Origin of the sequence: Azospirillum doebereinerae (genome assembly GCF_003989665.1) — a bacterium.
Classification (GTDB): domain Bacteria; phylum Pseudomonadota; class Alphaproteobacteria; order Azospirillales; family Azospirillaceae; genus Azospirillum; species Azospirillum doebereinerae.
In genome coordinates, this window is sequence record NZ_RZIJ01000013.1 from 14,855 (window position 1) to 30,508 (window position 15,654).

At 67.4% G+C, this 15,654-nt stretch carries 15 protein-coding genes; 12 read left to right on the top strand and 3 right to left on the bottom strand.

Going from position 1 to position 15,654, the window contains the following annotated elements; translation table 11 throughout:
• The first annotated feature begins 126 nt into the window (after positions 1 to 126).
• The 3 genes from EJ913_RS16650 to EJ913_RS16660 all read left to right on the top strand — a co-directional run bounded on the left by EJ913_RS16650 (position 127) and on the right by EJ913_RS16660 (position 3,907).
• Positions 127 to 1,038, top strand: coding sequence for a lysylphosphatidylglycerol synthase transmembrane domain-containing protein (locus tag EJ913_RS16650; RefSeq protein ID WP_185909809.1), 912 nt, complete (start codon positions 127 to 129; stop codon positions 1,036 to 1,038).
• Positions 1,039 to 1,124: 86 nt separating this feature from the next.
• Positions 1,125 to 2,309 (top strand): glycosyltransferase family 9 protein, encoded by a 1,185-nt coding sequence (locus EJ913_RS16655; RefSeq protein WP_126999869.1) that lies wholly within the window; start codon positions 1,125 to 1,127, stop codon positions 2,307 to 2,309.
• Positions 2,306 to 3,907, top strand: a complete 1,602-nt coding sequence (locus EJ913_RS16660; RefSeq protein ID WP_126999871.1) for a GMC oxidoreductase — start codon at positions 2,306 to 2,308, stop codon at positions 3,905 to 3,907. Before EJ913_RS16655 ends, EJ913_RS16660 begins: the two co-directional genes overlap by 4 nt.
• A gap of 10 nt (positions 3,908 to 3,917) precedes the next feature.
• Here the strand turns inward: EJ913_RS16660 and EJ913_RS16665 are convergent, their stop codons facing one another.
• The gene (locus EJ913_RS16665; protein ID WP_126999872.1) at positions 3,918 to 4,898 is read right to left on the bottom strand and encodes an NAD-dependent epimerase/dehydratase family protein; all 981 of its coding nucleotides are present in this window, start codon (positions 4,896 to 4,898) and stop codon (positions 3,918 to 3,920) included.
• 43 nt (positions 4,899 to 4,941) lie between these two features.
• Positions 4,942 to 6,564: a hypothetical protein gene (locus EJ913_RS16670; protein ID WP_185909810.1), complete on the bottom strand. Its 1,623-nt coding sequence runs from the start codon at positions 6,562 to 6,564 to the stop codon at positions 4,942 to 4,944.
• A 372-nt stretch (positions 6,565 to 6,936) separates the two neighbouring features.
• Between EJ913_RS16670 and EJ913_RS16675 the strand changes: the two genes are divergently transcribed.
• From EJ913_RS16675 to EJ913_RS16710, 8 genes are all read left to right on the top strand, one after another.
• Positions 6,937 to 7,626, top strand: a complete 690-nt coding sequence (locus EJ913_RS16675; protein ID WP_126999874.1) for a class I SAM-dependent methyltransferase — start codon at positions 6,937 to 6,939, stop codon at positions 7,624 to 7,626.
• Positions 7,627 to 7,714: 88 nt separating this feature from the next.
• Positions 7,715 to 8,440: a class I SAM-dependent methyltransferase gene (locus tag EJ913_RS16680; RefSeq protein ID WP_126999876.1), complete on the top strand. Its 726-nt coding sequence runs from the start codon at positions 7,715 to 7,717 to the stop codon at positions 8,438 to 8,440.
• Between the two features lie 119 nt (positions 8,441 to 8,559).
• Entirely contained in the window at positions 8,560 to 9,438 is an 879-nt protein-coding gene (locus tag EJ913_RS16685) for a DUF4422 domain-containing protein (protein ID WP_126999879.1), read from the top strand.
• Between the two features lie 91 nt (positions 9,439 to 9,529).
• Positions 9,530 to 10,912, top strand: a complete 1,383-nt coding sequence (gene rfbH / locus EJ913_RS16690) for a lipopolysaccharide biosynthesis protein RfbH (protein WP_244939386.1) — start codon at positions 9,530 to 9,532, stop codon at positions 10,910 to 10,912.
• Complete coding sequence (rfbF, locus tag EJ913_RS16695; RefSeq protein WP_126999881.1) at positions 10,909 to 11,679, top strand: glucose-1-phosphate cytidylyltransferase; 771 nt, start codon at positions 10,909 to 10,911, stop codon at positions 11,677 to 11,679. Before rfbH ends, rfbF begins: the two co-directional genes overlap by 4 nt.
• A 32-nt stretch (positions 11,680 to 11,711) precedes the next feature.
• The gene (rfbG, locus tag EJ913_RS16700) at positions 11,712 to 12,839 is read left to right on the top strand and encodes a CDP-glucose 4,6-dehydratase (RefSeq protein WP_238519344.1); all 1,128 of its coding nucleotides are present in this window, start codon (positions 11,712 to 11,714) and stop codon (positions 12,837 to 12,839) included.
• Positions 12,826 to 13,761 carry an NAD-dependent epimerase/dehydratase family protein gene (locus tag EJ913_RS16705; RefSeq protein WP_126999883.1) on the top strand — a complete coding sequence of 312 codons (936 nt, stop codon included), beginning with the start codon at positions 12,826 to 12,828 and terminating at the stop codon, positions 13,759 to 13,761. The genes rfbG and EJ913_RS16705 overlap by 14 nt, the downstream gene beginning before the upstream one ends.
• On the top strand, positions 13,754 to 14,323 hold the full coding sequence (locus EJ913_RS16710; protein WP_126999885.1) for a dTDP-4-dehydrorhamnose 3,5-epimerase family protein: 570 nt from the start codon (positions 13,754 to 13,756) through the stop codon (positions 14,321 to 14,323). The genes EJ913_RS16705 and EJ913_RS16710 overlap by 8 nt, the downstream gene beginning before the upstream one ends.
• A gap of 24 nt (positions 14,324 to 14,347) precedes the next feature.
• On the opposite strand, the gene EJ913_RS16715 is transcribed toward EJ913_RS16710, so the two are convergent.
• Positions 14,348 to 14,617: a hypothetical protein gene (locus tag EJ913_RS16715; protein ID WP_126999887.1), complete on the bottom strand. Its 270-nt coding sequence runs from the start codon at positions 14,615 to 14,617 to the stop codon at positions 14,348 to 14,350.
• On the opposite strand from EJ913_RS16715, the gene gmd reads away from it, so the two are divergent.
• Positions 14,610 to 15,653, top strand: coding sequence for a GDP-mannose 4,6-dehydratase (gene gmd, locus EJ913_RS16720; RefSeq protein ID WP_244939387.1), 1,044 nt, complete (start codon positions 14,610 to 14,612; stop codon positions 15,651 to 15,653). The two genes, EJ913_RS16715 and gmd, sit on opposite strands and share 8 nt — an antisense overlap.
• The last annotated feature ends 1 nt before the right edge of the window (position 15,654 follow it).

The following is a 15,654-nucleotide window of genomic DNA, read 5'->3' on the forward strand; positions in this document are numbered from 1 at the left end:
TTGCAAAAGCACAGGGTATGGGATATTGCCGACCCCGTCCCCACGGAGGCCGGAAGACCCAGGATGCCGTTTTCCTTCGAGAATAGCGCGCCTCCGCTCGGGCAGTTCAGCGGGCGGGCGAAATGGATGCTCGCGGCCAAGGGGGCGGTCACCGTCCTGCTGGTGGCGTGGCTGCTGCGCCGCGTCGATTGGCTGCTGGCCGCGGACCGGCTCCGGCACGCCGACGGCGGCTGGCTGTTCGGCGGGTTCGCCCTAGTCTGCGGCGCGCTGCTGGTGACCACGATCCGCTGGCAATGGGCCGGCGCCGCCGTCGGCCTGTCGCTCCCGCTGAACCAGGCCGTCCGCCACAGCCTGGTCGGCCAGTTCTTCGGGCAGGTCCTGCCGGCCGGGGTCGGGGTGGACGCCGTGCGCGGCTGGCTGGCCTACCGGTCCGGCCACCCCGCCGAAGGGGTGGTGGCCAGCCTGCTGATCGACCGGCTGGCCGGGCTGCTCGGCCTTCTCCTCCTCGACATCGTCGCCGCCGTCACCCTGCTCTATCATATCGCACCCGACTTTGCCCTGGCCGGGCTGCTGGCCGGTGCGGTGATGGTCGGCAGCTTCGCCGCGGTCCTCTTCCTCAACCGGATCCCCCTGCCGGCGCGCCTGAGGCTGCGGCTGTTCGACACGTTGCGGACGATCCTGCGCAGCGCCGAGAAGGGGCTGACCACCCCGGCCTCGCTCAACGCCCTGGCGCTGTCCCTGCTGGTCCAGATCCTGTTCGTCGGGGCGGTGCTGCTGTTGGCCCGCGCCCTGGGCGCCCCGATCGGCGTGCAGGCGGGCTTCGCCGTGGTGCCGATCGCGCTGACGCTCGCCTCGATGCCGATCTCCCTGAACGGCTGGGGCATCCGGGAGGGCGCCATGGTCGCCGGCCTGCAGGTCCACGGCGTCGGCGTCGACGACGCCTTCCTGGTGTCCGTGCTGCTGGGCACGGCGCTGCTCCTGGCCTCGCTGCCCGGCGGACTCCTGTGGTTCTTCAAGCCGCCGGAACGCCCGTCATAGGCCTTGCCCCCGGCTGTTTCGGGTGACCTGCCCCTCCGGCCGCCTCCGTTGTGGCGGCCCTTTCCACCGTGCTATGAGCGTGGGCCATGAATCTCAAGGCTCTCAAGCAGGCCGACTATTGGATCGGGTCGGTTCTCGCCATCCTCTTCACCCCCCTGGCCTGGGTCGCGCGCAAGCTGGCGCGGCGGGACCACGCTCCCGAGGTCCGCGGCCAGCTGGTGGTCGTGAAGATTCTCGGCGGCGGCAGCCTGCTGATCGCCCTGCCGGCCCTGCTGGCCCTGCGCGACCGCTACCCGGACACGCGCATCACCCTGCTCTGCTCCCCGGCGGTGAAGAAATTCGCCGAGCTGGCGGGGGTCTTCGATGACTACGCCGTGATCTCCACCGACCGGGCCGGCGGCTTCCTGCTGAGCTGCCTGCACATCCTGCGCATGGTCTTCCGCGCCGACACAATCATCAATTTCGAGATGCACTCGAAGCTGACCAGCGTCTTCTGCCTGCTGACCCTGGCGCGCAACCGCATCGGGCTGACGCTGAGCTGGAACCAGTGGCAGAACAACCTGAGCACCCACTCCTTCTTCTACAACGACAGCGCGCCCATCTACCTCGCCTATTTCCAGATCGCCCGCGCGCTCGGCGGCACCATCCCGTCGATGGAGGAGACCGCCCGCCGCTTCCGGGCCCGCAACGGGCTGGAAGAGGCGCCGCCGGCCCCGCCGGACTGCCCGCGCCCCATCGTCGCCCTGGCGCCCTACTGCTCGGATCTGGTGCCGGAGCGCGAGTTCAGCGACGCCGAATGGGCCGTGGTGCTGAAGACCCGGCATCCCGAAGCGACCGGCACGGTCCTGGTCCTGGGCGGTCCCGCCGACAAGGCCCGCGCCGCCCGCACCCAGGCCCATCTCGGCGCCGCGCTGCCCGGCTGGCGGGTGGTCGACCTCGCCGGCAAGGAGAGCCTCACGGGGTCCGCCCGCTGGCTGACGATGGCGGACGAGCTGCTGACCATCGATTCCGGCGTCAACCACATCGCGCGGCTGCTGCCGGTCCCCATCACTTCCTACTGGGGGCCGACCGATCCCTACCGCCGGCTGGCCGCCTTCACGGACACGACGCGCGAGACCGTGCTCTACCGCAAGTGCTTCTGCTCGCCCTGCGTCCACACGATGGACACCGCGCCCTGCCGGGGCAACAACATCTGCATGAAGCAGCACATCGCGCCGCCGGACACCCGCGCGGCCGAGACCGGCTGGCTCATTCGGGGAGACGCGTCTTGAACGGCCGAAAAATCGGCATCGTCGGCTCGGGCCCCTCGGGCGCCGCCGTCGCCCACCGCTTCGTCGAGGCCGGCTTCGACGTGACCGTCATCGACGTCGGTTTCGAGATCGAGCCGCATCTGGCACCCTTCACCCAGGCCGACCACGCGGTCGACCGCGACCGCTTCATGGAGGCGGTCACCGCCCAGCGGAAGAGCGTGGTCGGCGAGACCGCCGTCCTGCCTCCCAAGCTGCCCTTCGGCTCCGACTTCGTCTACCGGTCGATCCCGCCCAACCGCCTGTCCAGCGGCGCCGGCCTGCACGTCGAGACCTCCCTGGCGCTCGGCGGCCTCAGCAACGCCTGGGGCGCGAACGTCTGCGCCGTGTCGCAGCGGGACATGGCCGACTGGCCCTTCCCGGCCGGCGACCTGACGCCGCATTTCGCCGAGCTGGACGCCATCCTCGACGTCAGCGGCGACGCCGGCGACGGCATCGACGAGCTGTACGACGCCCGCCTCGACGCCCGGCCCAACTACCCGCTGGGCCTGCACGGGCAGCGCATCCTCGCCGGGGTGGCGCGCGGGCGGGAGCGGCTGGCGGCCGCCGGCCTGCGCTGCGGGCGCGCCAAGATCGCCGTCGGGCCGAAGCATTCGGTCGGCGGCATGGGCTGCACCTCCTGCGGGCTGTGCATGCACGGCTGCCCGCACCGGGCCATCTTCAACGCGGCCGACGTCATCCGCTCGCTGTCGGGCCGGCCCAATTTCCGCTACCTGGGCGGACGCCACGTCCTGCGCTACGCCGAGGGGCCGGACGGCGTCGCCGCCGTCTGCCGGCCGGCGGACGGCGGCCCCCGCGAGGAGCACCGCTTCGACCGCCTGTTCGTCGCCTGCGGCGTCATGGGCTCCACGGCCATCGTGGCGCGGTCCCAGGGCCTGTGCGACCGCGACTTCATCATCCACGACAGCCAGAAATACTACTTCCCCTATCTGCGCTACCGGCGGGTCAAGGGGGCGGTGGACGAGCGGGCCAACACGCTGGCGCAGGTCTACATCCAGGACGTCGGCCTGCGCTCCACCCCGCACACGCTCCACTGCCAGCTCTACGGGGTGAACGACCTGTTCTTCGAATCCCTCAAGGCGAAGCTGGGGGCCCTGGCCCACCCGCTGATGCGGCTGGGCACGCCCATGTTCGAGCGCATGATGATCGGGATGGTCTATTTCCACTCCAACGATTCCGGCACCCTGCGCTACCGCGTCTCGGCGAACGAGGAGGACGGGATCGGCCATGTCGAGGCCGGGCCGCGCCCGGACACCCGCCCGATCTTCAAGGAGTTCATGGGGCGGCTCGGCCGCTTCGGCGGAGTGTTCGGCGGACGGCCGCTGCCTTTCCTGGCCGAAAGCAGCCCGCCCGGCCACAGCCTGCATTTCGGCGGGTCCCTGCCAATGGCGCGGGCGCCGGAACCGGGGCAGACCGACGTGCTCGGCCGCCCCTTCGGCTCGGGCCGGGTGCATGTGGTCGACACCTCGGTCCTGCCGTCGATCCCCGGCACGCCGACCACCTACACGGTGATGGCCAACGCCCTGCGCATCTGCGCCGGCGTCCTGAAGGGCGCCGCCTGACGGGACGGGGTCACAGCCGCAGAAAGGCCTCGTAGGCGGCGATCATCACGTCGACGTCGTCGTCCTCGGCCCGCCAGTCCAGGACCGTCCGGGTCGTCCGCGTGTCGAAGACGAAGTCCGCGTCCGCGCTCAGATACTGCTCGGGGTACATGAGCGGGCGGCCGAACCGGTCCAGCAGGGCCAGCGTCGCCGTCACCAGCCTGGCCGGGGTGGGCACGAGGACGGAGGAGGAGCCGGCGTGGCGGATCACCGCGCCCAGCAGGTCGCGGGCGGTCTTGGGGGTTTCCGAGCCCAGGTTGAAGGGGCCGGGCGGACAGCCCGCCGCGACCGCGCGCAGGTCGGCGCGCACGCAGTCATCGACCGAGATCATCTGGTAACGGTTCCTCCCGCTGCCGATCATCGGCACCGGCAGGCCCTTGCGGATCAGCTTGAACAGGGTCGCCAGGGTGCCGAGCCGGCCGGGCCCGCTGATCAGCCGGGGGCGGAAGATGGTCGCCCGCAGCCCGTCCTCCGCCGCCGCCCGCCGGATCAGGGCCTCGGCCTCCAGCTTGGTGCGGCCGTAAGGACCGAGCGGCTTCTGCGGATGGTCGGGGGTGACCGGGAGCCGTTCCGGCAGGCCGTAGGTCATGTCGGTCGAGAAGAAGACCATCCGCCCGGTGCCGGCCCGGCGCATCGCCGCCAGCAGCTGGCGGGTCCCGCCGACGTTGACCTCCTCGAACCAGGCGTCCCGCCCGTGCAGCGGAACGCCGTTGCCGAAATGGCGGGCCGCCAGATGATGCACCACGTCGTCCGGCCGCAGATCGAGCCGGGCCAGATCCTCCGCGCTGCGGATGTCGCCCGGCACGAAGACGCCGCCGGCCCCCTCTTCCGGCGTGGGGCCACCCGCCACCGGCGCGCGGCTGAACGCCACGACCGGCTCCCCCGCCTCAAGCAGGGCCTGCACCAGCCGCTGACCGACGAAGCCGCTGGACCCGACGACGATGTGCCTCATGGCTTTTCCCCTTCCCCTTTTTCGACCCGTTTCCCGGCAGGGATCAGGGCGTGCCGACGCTGTAGAAACCGGTGCAGCCCGCCACCGGCTGGAGGACCATGCCCTCGTCCACCAGCTCCACGCGCGACTCTGCCTCGTCGAGCCAGACGTGGCTGACACGGGCCTCGCGCAGGAAGGCGAGCTTGCGCGCCGCCGGGACCTCGGGCCAGTTGTTGGGCATGATCAGGACGACGCGGCGCGCCAGCACGCCGAAGCGGATGCCGTCCTGCAAGGTCTGGCTGGTGTAGCGGAACAGCAGCAGCGTCCGGCCGTCCGCCGGGACGCAGCGCATCAGGTCGGGGTGCGCCTCGGCGTGGCGGTTCGCCTCGTTGAAGCGCAGCGGCGGCCAGCCCTCCTGGAACGCCTCGCGGAGCATCGTCGGAAAGCCCGCGAGGCACAGTCCGACCAACCCCGCCTCCAGCACAAGGCGCGGCCCACGGCTTCCCAGCCGCTGCTCCGCCGCCGCCATCCCGGCCAGGGTCCAGCCCAGCAGCGCGAGCGCCACCAGCAGGAAGGTCATCGAATAGTAGCGGGTGTTCATCTGGTAGCCGGTGGCCACCGGACCGACGAACAGCAGCAGCCCGGCGAGCGCGGTGAGCGTCACGGCGGCCGGGTATCGCAGGGCCGCGACCGCGCCGTCCGCCTCCGGCGCCGTCCCGCCGCGCCGGCCGCCGGCCAGCCCCCAACCCGTCAGCAACAGCGCCAGGACGGGGACGCCGGCCAGGAAGACCCAGGCGAAGGGGCTGCGCGCCAGCATGACGTGGAGGATGTTCAGGAAATCGGCGGCGGTCAGCGAGACGCGGGCCAGCCAGCCGTCGAAGTCGCTGAACAGCGTCGGCTCGCCGGGCAGGATCAGGTCCAGGGAATGCAGTTGCTTGACGGCGACCGCGACGATGGCGTTGTCGGAGGCGTAGGGCTTTCCGAACACGGCGAGCGAGAAGACGATCCAGGGCGAAACTGTGAGCAGCACGCCGGCCGCATAGAGCACGGTCGCCCGGATCCGGCGGCGGCCGGCGGTGGCCAGCACGACCCCCGCGAAGGCCAGCACCAGCAGGTTGACGTCGAAGCGGGTCATCGCCGCCAGCCCCATCGTCACCCCGACGGCGAAGGCCCGGCTGGCCGTCAGGTCGCCGCGCCGGGGCAGCAGGGCAAGCGCCGCCAGGATGAAGAACAGGGCGATCGGGATCGTCGAGGCGCGGTAGACGTCCCGGTACAGCTCCCAGATGTTGAAGGCGACGACGGCCAGCAGCAGAGCCGACAGCGCCACGGCGGGGGGCCGCCTCTCGTCCGCCATGCCCCCCGCCGCCTTGCCCAGGATCACCCAGCCGAGCAGCAGGGAGCCCAGCCCGGCCAGGACGGTCACGATGTAGTGGCCGTAGATGCCGAGCCCGGTCAGCGCATCCGCGGCGTAAACCAGGACCGGCCCCAGGAACGCGTAGCTGGAGCCGTAATCGAGATCGAACTGGAACTGCCGGATCAGCGTGCCGTGGTAGAAACGCTCGTCGAAACTGCGCGCCATGTCGTAGACGGCCCAGGCGTCGGCGTTGATGAAGGCGTGCTGGGCGTAGTAGCAAAACGACCCGGCGGCAAAGACCAGGAAAAGGACCGCGACAAGAATTGGCGCCAACCAGCGCAGAACACCGGCGGGAGCACGCACCAAATCCGGCTGTCCGGCCAATGAAGACGACATTCGTGTGGCGCTCCCGAAGAATAGATAGGGCATCGGCAAAACATGCGGATAAAATCCCACCATGCTTTAGCTCATGCGGAAACCGGGAGCAAGCCCGCGCGGCGTCGGTGCCTCCCTCTCCTCCACCACCCCGGCCGCCTTCCCGCGGCGCCTCATTCGCAACGGCTTCATCGGCCGGGCCCTGCCCCTGAACCCGACGGCGGCTGGAACGGCCGCCCCGGCGCTGCGACACCCGTCACAACTCATTGCAATCGGGGGCCGTGGTCCGTATCAACGGGGCTCCAGGGCGAACGGGACGGGCGGCGGGACATGGCAGCGACCGATGTGGTTTCCCTTGAGGGCGAGCGGGGCGACACGGCCTCGTGCCTGAGCTACTTCCAATCGCTCGGCATCGATCCGGCCGCGCGCATCCTCGACGTCGGCTGCCGCCACGGCAGCTTCCTGGAGAATCTGCGCCGGCAGGGCTACGCGGACGTCCAGGGGCTGGAGATCGACGCCGCCGCCATTGCCAAGGGCGAAGCCGCCTACCCCGACCTGAAGGGCCGGATGCAGGTCTACGACGGCACGATCTTCCCCTTCGCCAAGGGCTGCTTCGACGTCATCACCATGTTCGACGTCATCGAGCACATCCCCCCCGTCGAGGCCTACCTGACCGAGCTTTGCACCCTGCTGGGTCCGGGCGGACGGCTGGTCTTCCAGACACCGAACCTGCTGGTCGATGCACCCTACTGGATCCTGGCCCTGCGCGCGTTCAACCGCGAGAAGCTGGCCATGATCTTCCGCGAGCATTGCTCGTTGCAGACCTACGGCAGCCTGCGCCGCCTGCTTGGCCGGGCCGGTTTCCGCGACGTGCGGATCGAGCGCAACCGCAGCGACACCGAGTTCAAGAAGACGCTGGTCCGCCAGTCGCTGGGCTGGCCCGGCCTGCTGATCCTCCAGGCCTCCAACCATTTCCCGATGGTGCTCTACCCCAATTTCTGGGGTCACGCCCGGGTCTGAGGCGCCCCCAAGCCGGCAATTCGTCCCTTGACCCGCTCCCCCGGCTGCTGTTTGTTCCGCGACGGGTGGAGCGGTAGCAGGTCCGGTGATGGATTCGATCGACAACAAGGCCAATTACCGGTCGCGCGCGCTGGTCGCCGGTTACGACGCCGAGCGTCGGATCGACAAGGACGACTACGTCAACGACCGCGAGGTCGGCTATTTCACCGCCCAGATCCGCTGTCTGGTCGGCCCGGCCGGCTCGATCGTCGACATGGGGGCCGGGACCGGCAAGCTGTCGCTGGCCTTCGCCCGGCTGGGCTACGCCGTCACCGCCTTCGACCAGTCGGAAGCCATGCTGGAGCGGCTCGACGCCAAGGCGAGGGCCGAGGGGCTGAGCATCGCCTGCCGCCTGGGCGACATCGTCGCCGACGCGCCGAACCATCCGGTCGAGCCGACGCACGACGCCGCCGTGTCTTCGCGCGTGCTGATGCACGTCGCCGACCCCGACGCGATGATCGGCCATATGGCGGCCCTGTCGCGCAAGGGCATCGTGCTGGACGCGCCCCGCCGGGCCAGCCCCAACCGGCTGCTGGTGGCGCTGCGCGCCCGGACCGGTGGCGAGGTCTACCGCTGCTTCGACGACCGCGCCCTGACCGGCAGCGTCGCACGCCAAGGGCTGCGGGTGATCGACGCGACGCCGATCTTCACCCTGCCGATCGGGCTGCATCTGGCGCTCGGCAACAAGCCCCTGTCGACGGCGCTGGAACATGGCCTGGCTTTCGGCCGGTGCTTCGCCTCCACGCTGTTCCTTGCGGCCGAGCGGCAAACGTGAACCCCTTCATGACCCAAGCCGAACCACATTATGGCGCTGACATAAGATTTCAGGGCGAACGGCATTAACCGGTTCATCGCCTTCCTTTATTTGCCCTGCGTGATTTCCTTCCGGAGACAATGAACATGCGCATCGGTATATTCACGGTTCATCATAAGGAAGGCATCCTCACGCCGACGCAGGCTCCGTTCGTCCCCTTCATGGTCGGTTGCACCAGCGCGCCTCCCGACGGCTTCATGGGCGATCACGCGGGGGTGTCGCTCGGCTCGCTCGGGCACAACGCGGGGTCCTACGGCGACCTGCGGGCGCAGTTCAGCGTCTGGAAGAACAGCATCAATCAATACGACGTCATCGGATTTCAGCAATACCGTCGATTGTATTTTTTTGACAACCGGACGATGCGCCGCCTTTTTTCGGAAACGGAAGTGATGACGCGGGCAACCCTCCGCCATCCCAGCATCTTCATAAACGCGGGCCGCAGCGGCTTCGAAAGGTATATCCAGGCCCTCGACCAATCGACGGACGAGATCTCGTCCTACATAGAGAAGGCGACCGCCTCGTCCATCATCGTGAACCGGCGGCTCGTCACGAACGAAGGCATGGTCGAGCTTTTCAAGCGCATTCATGACAAGGAGCATTGGGATCTCCTGGTTTCCATCCTGCATAAGAAGGGCGGGAACTATCCCATCATCGCCGGTGAGGCTGTCCACAACAAGTGGGCCCCCTACTGCAACATGTTCATCGCCAGGACCGAAGTCTTCTCCCAGATTCTGGAAAGCCTTTTCGACATCATGTTCGAAGTCGAGAGGAACATCGATCTCTCCGCAGGGCTGCAACTCGAACGGTCGCTGGCCTACATCGCGGAACGTTTGATGGCCATGATCATCATAGAATACGCGGCGGCGAACCCGGAGATCGGCTTGATCGATCTGCCGGTGGTGAACTATGTCGATCATCTTGGCGATGGGATATATTCTTCCCTTGGAAGAATAATATGAATGCTTCTGATCGGGACGAGAGTTTTTCTCCGTCCTCGGCACGGCAATACGAACGGACACCATCTCTCCGGATCATTGAGAGAGTCTGATCTTGAGCGACGTAGGCGGCAAAGCGGAGGGCATGGAAGTGAGTGGTCCGGACCATCGAAAAGAGAACGATCCGCAATCCATCCGGGAAGAGATCAAGACTCTCGCCCGCAAGTATTTCGATGCGATCGAGCCCGGATCCTTCACTCCGGGGAAAAGCTACATCCCGCCCAGCGGCAAGGTGCTGGACGCCAACGACCTGGTGCACCTGATCGACGCCTCGCTGGACATGTGGCTCACGACCGGCCGTTTTGCCGACCGTTTCGAAAGCCAGCTCGCCGAAACGTTCGGCACGCGCTTCGCGAAGCTGACGGTTTCCGGTTCCGCGGCCAATCTCCTGGCCTTCTCATGCCTGACCTCCCCGCGTCTCCAGGACAAGCGGATCGCCCCCGGCAGCGAAGTCATCACCGTCGCCGCCGGCTTCCCGACCACGGTGGCGCCGATCGTCCAGAACCGCTGCGTTCCCGTCTTCGTGGACGTCGATCTGGCGACCCACAACGTGGACATCGACCGGCTGGAGGGGGCGGTCAGCAACAAGACCCGTGCCGTCATGATCGCCCACACCCTGGGCAACCCGTTCAACGCCGACGCCGTCGCCGCATTCGCCAAGCGGCACGATCTGTACTTCATTGAGGATTGCTGCGACGCTTTCGGCGCCGCCCTGAACGGCAAGGCCGTCGGCACCTTCGGCGACATCGCGACGCTCAGCTTCTACCCCGCGCACCACATCACGATGGGCGAGGGCGGCGCCGTGATGACGAACCGCAAGTCGCTGGCCACCCTCATCGAATCCTTCCGAGACTGGGGCCGCGACTGCTGGTGCAAGCCCGGGCAGTCCAACACCTGCGGCAACCGGTTCGGCCAGAAATTCGCCGGCCTGCCGGAAGGCTACGATCACAAGTATGTCTACTCCCATCTCGGGTACAATCTGAAGGCGACGGACATGCAGGCCGCGATCGGCCTCAGCCAGCTTGAGAAACTGCCCGCCTTCATCGGCAAGCGGCGCGAGAACCATCTGGCCCTGTCCCGCGCGTTCAAGGACAGGGGGCTGGACGAGTATTTCCTGCTGCCCGAGGCGACGCCCGGCTCGGAGCCGAGCTGGTTCGGCTTCCTCCTGACCATCCGGGACGGTGCGCCGCTCAAGCGGAACGCCGTCGTCCGCTATCTGGAGGATCACGGCATCGGGACGCGCCTGCTCTTCGCCGGCAACCTTACCCGCCAGCCCGCCTTCCAGGACGTGGAATACCGCGTCTTCGGCGGCCTGGAGAACACGGACAAGATCATGCGGGACAGCTTCTGGGTCGGCATCTGGCCCGGCATCGACGATCAGATGACGGAGTACATGGCCGACACCTTCGCCCGGATGATCAAGGAACTCGTCCCATGAAGGCCGTCATTCTCGCCGGGGGATACGGCACGCGCATCAGCGAGGAATCCTCGACGCGGCCCAAGCCGATGATCGAGATCGGCGGCCGGCCGATCCTCTGGCACATCATGAAGATCTACACGCATTACGGCATCACCGACTTCCTGATCTGCCTGGGCTACAAGGGCTATGTGATCAAGGAGTATTTCTTCAACTACGCCCTGCACATGTCCGACGTGACCATCGACATGGCCAACAAATCCATGTCGACGCACCAGTCGAGCACCGAGCCGTGGAAGGTCACGCTGGTCGACACCGGCGAGGAGACCATGACCGGCGGACGGCTGCGGCGGATCCGCGACTATGTCGGCAACGAGCCCTTCTGCATGACCTATGGCGACGGCGTCGCCGACGTCGATGTCGACAAGCTGGTGGATTTCCACCGGAGCCATGGCCGGTTGGCGACGGTCACCGCCGTCCGCCCGCCGGGGCGCTTCGGCCAGCTGGAGATCGAGGACAACCGGGTCACCGGCTTCCAGGAAAAGCCGCTGGGCGACGGAAGCTGGATCAACGGCGGCTTCTTCGTCCTCGATCCCAGAACGCTGGACTACATCGCAGGCGACGATTCCATCTGGGAACAGGAGCCCATGAAGCGGCTGGCGGCGGAGGGGCAGTTGGCCAGCTTCCGCCACGACGGCTTCTGGCGCCCGATGGACACCCTGCGGGACAAGACCCACCTGGAGGAGCTTTGGCAGAGCAAGAGCGCCCCATGGCGGAAATGGTCGTGACCCCGGCCCCGGATCGCGGCCGGGAGACGCCCGTGGCCGCAGCCCCGAGTGGTGATGTCTCGCCAGCCTTCTGGCGGAACCGCCGGGTCTTCGTCACCGGGATCACCGGCTTCAAGGGAAGCTGGCTGGCGGAGTGGCTGCTCCGGATGGGCGCGGTGGTGAGGGGGTTCTCCCTGGAACCCGACCGCACCGGCCTGCCCGACGGGCAACCGACCCATTTCGACCAGCTCGGCTTGGCCGGACGGCTCGACCATCAGGTCGGCGACATCCGGGACCGCGGACGGCTGGCCGAGGCGGTCGCCGACTTCAAGCCGCACGTCGTGATCCACATGGCGGCCCAGGCGCTGGTGCGCGCCTCCTACGCCGACCCGGTGGCGACTTACGCGACCAACGTCATGGGCACCGTCCATCTGCTGGAAGCCTGCCGGCACAGCCCGGATCTGCGGAGCATCGTCGTCGTCAGCAGCGACAAATGCTACGAGAACCGGGAATGGATCTGGGGGTATCGCGAAAGCGACCCGATGGGCGGCTACGACCCTTACAGCAACAGCAAGGGCTGCACCGAACTGGTGGCGGCGGCCTACCGCCAATCCTTCTTCCCGCTCGACCGGCATGCCCAGCACGGAATCGTCCTCGCCTCGGCCCGCGCCGGCAACGTCGTCGGGGGCGGGGACTGGAGTCCCGACCGGCTCATCCCCGACGCCATGCGCGCCTTGTTGGACGGGACGACGCTGATTGTCCGCAGCCCAAAGGCCGTCCGGCCCTGGCAGCACGTCCTAGAGCCCTTGCGCGGCTATCTGATGCTTGCCGAGGCCTGCATCGAGCGTGGCCCGGAGGTCGGGCATGGCTGGAATTTCGGACCGGCCGACGATCTCACTCTGACCGTCGAGGACCTGATGGAGCGGCTCGCCGCAGGGCTGGAAGGTTTCCGCTGGGACGCGCGCCCCGACCCGCAGAGCCCCCACGAGGCGACGATGCTGCGCCTCGACTGCGCGCTCGCGCGCTCGAAGCTGGGTTGGAGACCGCGGATCGGCTCCAGGGAACTGATCGACATGACCATGGCGTGGTACCGGCACAGCGCGGCGCATGCGCATGACGCCCAGGCCGCCGTCACGGTCGAGCAAATCCGGCGCTATGGAGAAGGTCATGGGGAACACTGAGCCGCTCTCCTTCGCGTCGCCCGGTCAGGCTCCGCGCTGTCTGGTCACCGGCGCCACAGGCTATGTCGGCCGCCGGCTGGTCGCCCGGCTGCTCGCCCGCGGAGCCGTGGTCGATGCGTTCGTCCGGCCCGGATCGAAGACGGACGTTCTGCCGGCGGGGGACGGAAGGCTTCACATCCATTGCGTCGCCGACGACACCATGGACGTCATCCGGCATTGCAAGGCGATCCGCCCCGACATCGTCTTCCACCTCGCTTCGAAATTCATCGCGCAGCACGCCGTGGAGGATGTCCGCCCGCTGATCGATTCCAACCTGCTGTTCGGGACCCGGCTTCTGGAGGGAATGGCCGCCGCAGGGACGCGCTTCTTGGTCAATGTGGGAACCTACTGGCAGCATTTCGAAGACCGGGACTACGAACCGGCGAACCTCTACGCGGCGACGAAGCAGGCGTTCGAGGCCATCGCCCTGTATCATGTCCGCGCGCATGGCCTCGGCATGGTCAACCTTCATCTCTTCGACACCTACGGCCCGGGCGATCCGAGGCCGAAGCTTCTCCAACTGCTCAAGCGCATCGCCCGTTCCGGCGAGCGGCTGGCGATGTCCCCCGGCGAACAGAAGCTCGACCTCGTCCACATCGACGACGTGCTGGACGCCTTCGAAACCGCCGGCGACCGGTTGCTCGCAAGCCGGATCGAGGATCCGCGGACCTTCGCGATCCGCAGCGGGCGTTCGATCTCCGTGCGCGAGTTGGTGGCCCTGTTCGAGCGCTGCACCGGCACGACCCTCGACATCGGCTGGGGGGAGCGTCCCTACCGCGCCCGTGAGGTGATGCTTCCGTGGTCGCAGGGCCTTGCCCTGCCGGGCTGGCAGGCAAGGATACCGCTCGACACCGGAATAAGGCAGGTCTGGAACGATGTTTGATTTTGAAGAGCAGGAGATTCCCGGCCTTTTCCGGCTCCGGCCGAAGGTCTTCTCCGATCACCGTGGCTGCTTCGTCAAGAACGTTCATGCGAACATGTTTGCGGAGCACGGTCTGAAACACGATTTCGCCGAGCAATTCTATTCCGTTTCCCATAAGGGCGTGTTGCGAGGCCTACACTTCCAGCGTCCCGGGCACGACCACGAAAAGCTCGTCTTCTGCACGCGGGGAAAAATCCTCGATGTGGTCTTCGACATGAGGCGGGGATCGCCGACCTACGGACGGTCGGCCTCCTTCGTTCTCGACGGCGGCTTCTGCGATCAGATCTACATCCCACGCGGACTGGCGCATGGTTTCTACGTCGTCTCCGACACGGCCACCGTGCATTACAACGTTACGACGGTGCATTCCCCCCAGCACGACGCCGGCATTCACTGGAGCAGCGTCGCGGACGCGTTTCCCGATGCGAACCCGGTCGTCTCGGAAAGGGACGCCAGCCACCCTCGCTGGGATGACTTCGTCACGCCCTTCGTGTTCGAGGACGCGGACGCGCCGCTTCCTTGAAAGCAGGGATTCCAGGCGGAAGCTTCACAAGACAACCGGGAACATTCCCTTATCCGGACCCGGCGCGAGACCCTTTTCCCGGAGAAGGACGGGGTCCTGCACCCACGCTTCGGAAACCTTGCTTTCCCCTTGCTCCTTGATGATAGTGCGCCGCATGGCATAGGACAGGATTTCAACATCCGATGTCCGGAAAACAGCGACGGCGCGCCGTTGCGCAGCCGGCAGAACGCTGGAAAGCGAAGCCGCAGAGACGCGAAGAAGGGGTTCCGTTTTGTCGAAGGTCGCTTTGATCACGGGTGCCACGGGGCAGGACGGTGCCTATCTCGCCGAGTTGCTGCTCGATAAGGGCTACATCGTCCACGGCATCAAGCGCCGGTCGTCCTCCTTCAACACCGGGCGGATCGAGCATCTCTACAGCGACCGCCACGAAAAGGACGTGCGGCTCTTCCTGCATTACGGCGACCTGACCGACGCTACGAACCTGATCCGGCTGGTCCAGCACGTCCAGCCCGACGAGATCTACAACCTCGCGGCCCAGAGCCACGTGCAGGTCAGCTTCGAGACCCCGGAATACACCGCCAACTCGGACGGCCTGGGCACGCTGCGCCTGCTGGAGGCGATCCGCATCCTGGGCATGGAGAAGACCGCGCGCTTCTACCAAGCCTCGACCTCGGAGCTGTACGGCAAGGTCCAGGAGACCCCGCAGCGCGAGACGACGCCCTTCTACCCGCGCAGCCCCTACGCGGCGGCCAAGCTCTACGCCTACTGGATCACGGTGAACTACCGCGAGGCCTACGGGATGCACGCCTCGAACGGCATCCTGTTCAACCACGAGGGCCCGACCCGCGGCGAGACCTTCGTCACCCGCAAGATCACCCGCGCCGTCTCGGCCATCCACGCCGGCACGCAGGACTGCCTGTATCTGGGCAACCTGGACGCCAAGCGCGACTGGGGCCACGCCCGCGACTACGTCGAGGGCATGTGGCTGATGCTCCAACAAGAACAGGCCGACGACTATGTGCTGGCCACCGGCGAGACGCATTCGGTGCGCGAGTTCGTCGAACTGTCCTTCGCCCATGTCGGCCGCCCGATCGAATGGCGCGGCGAGGGCGTCGACGAGGAGGGCGTCTGCGGCAAGACCGGCAAGACGGTGGTCCGCATCGACCCGCGCTATTTCCGCCCGACCGAGGTCGACCTGCTGCTGGGCGACCCGTCCAAGGCGCACGCCAAGCTGGGCTGGTCGCACAAGACCGCCTTCGCCGAGCTGGTGCGCGAGATGATGGACGCCGACCTGAAGGCTGTCGCCGCCGGCCAGACCGCCGGCCGCTGAC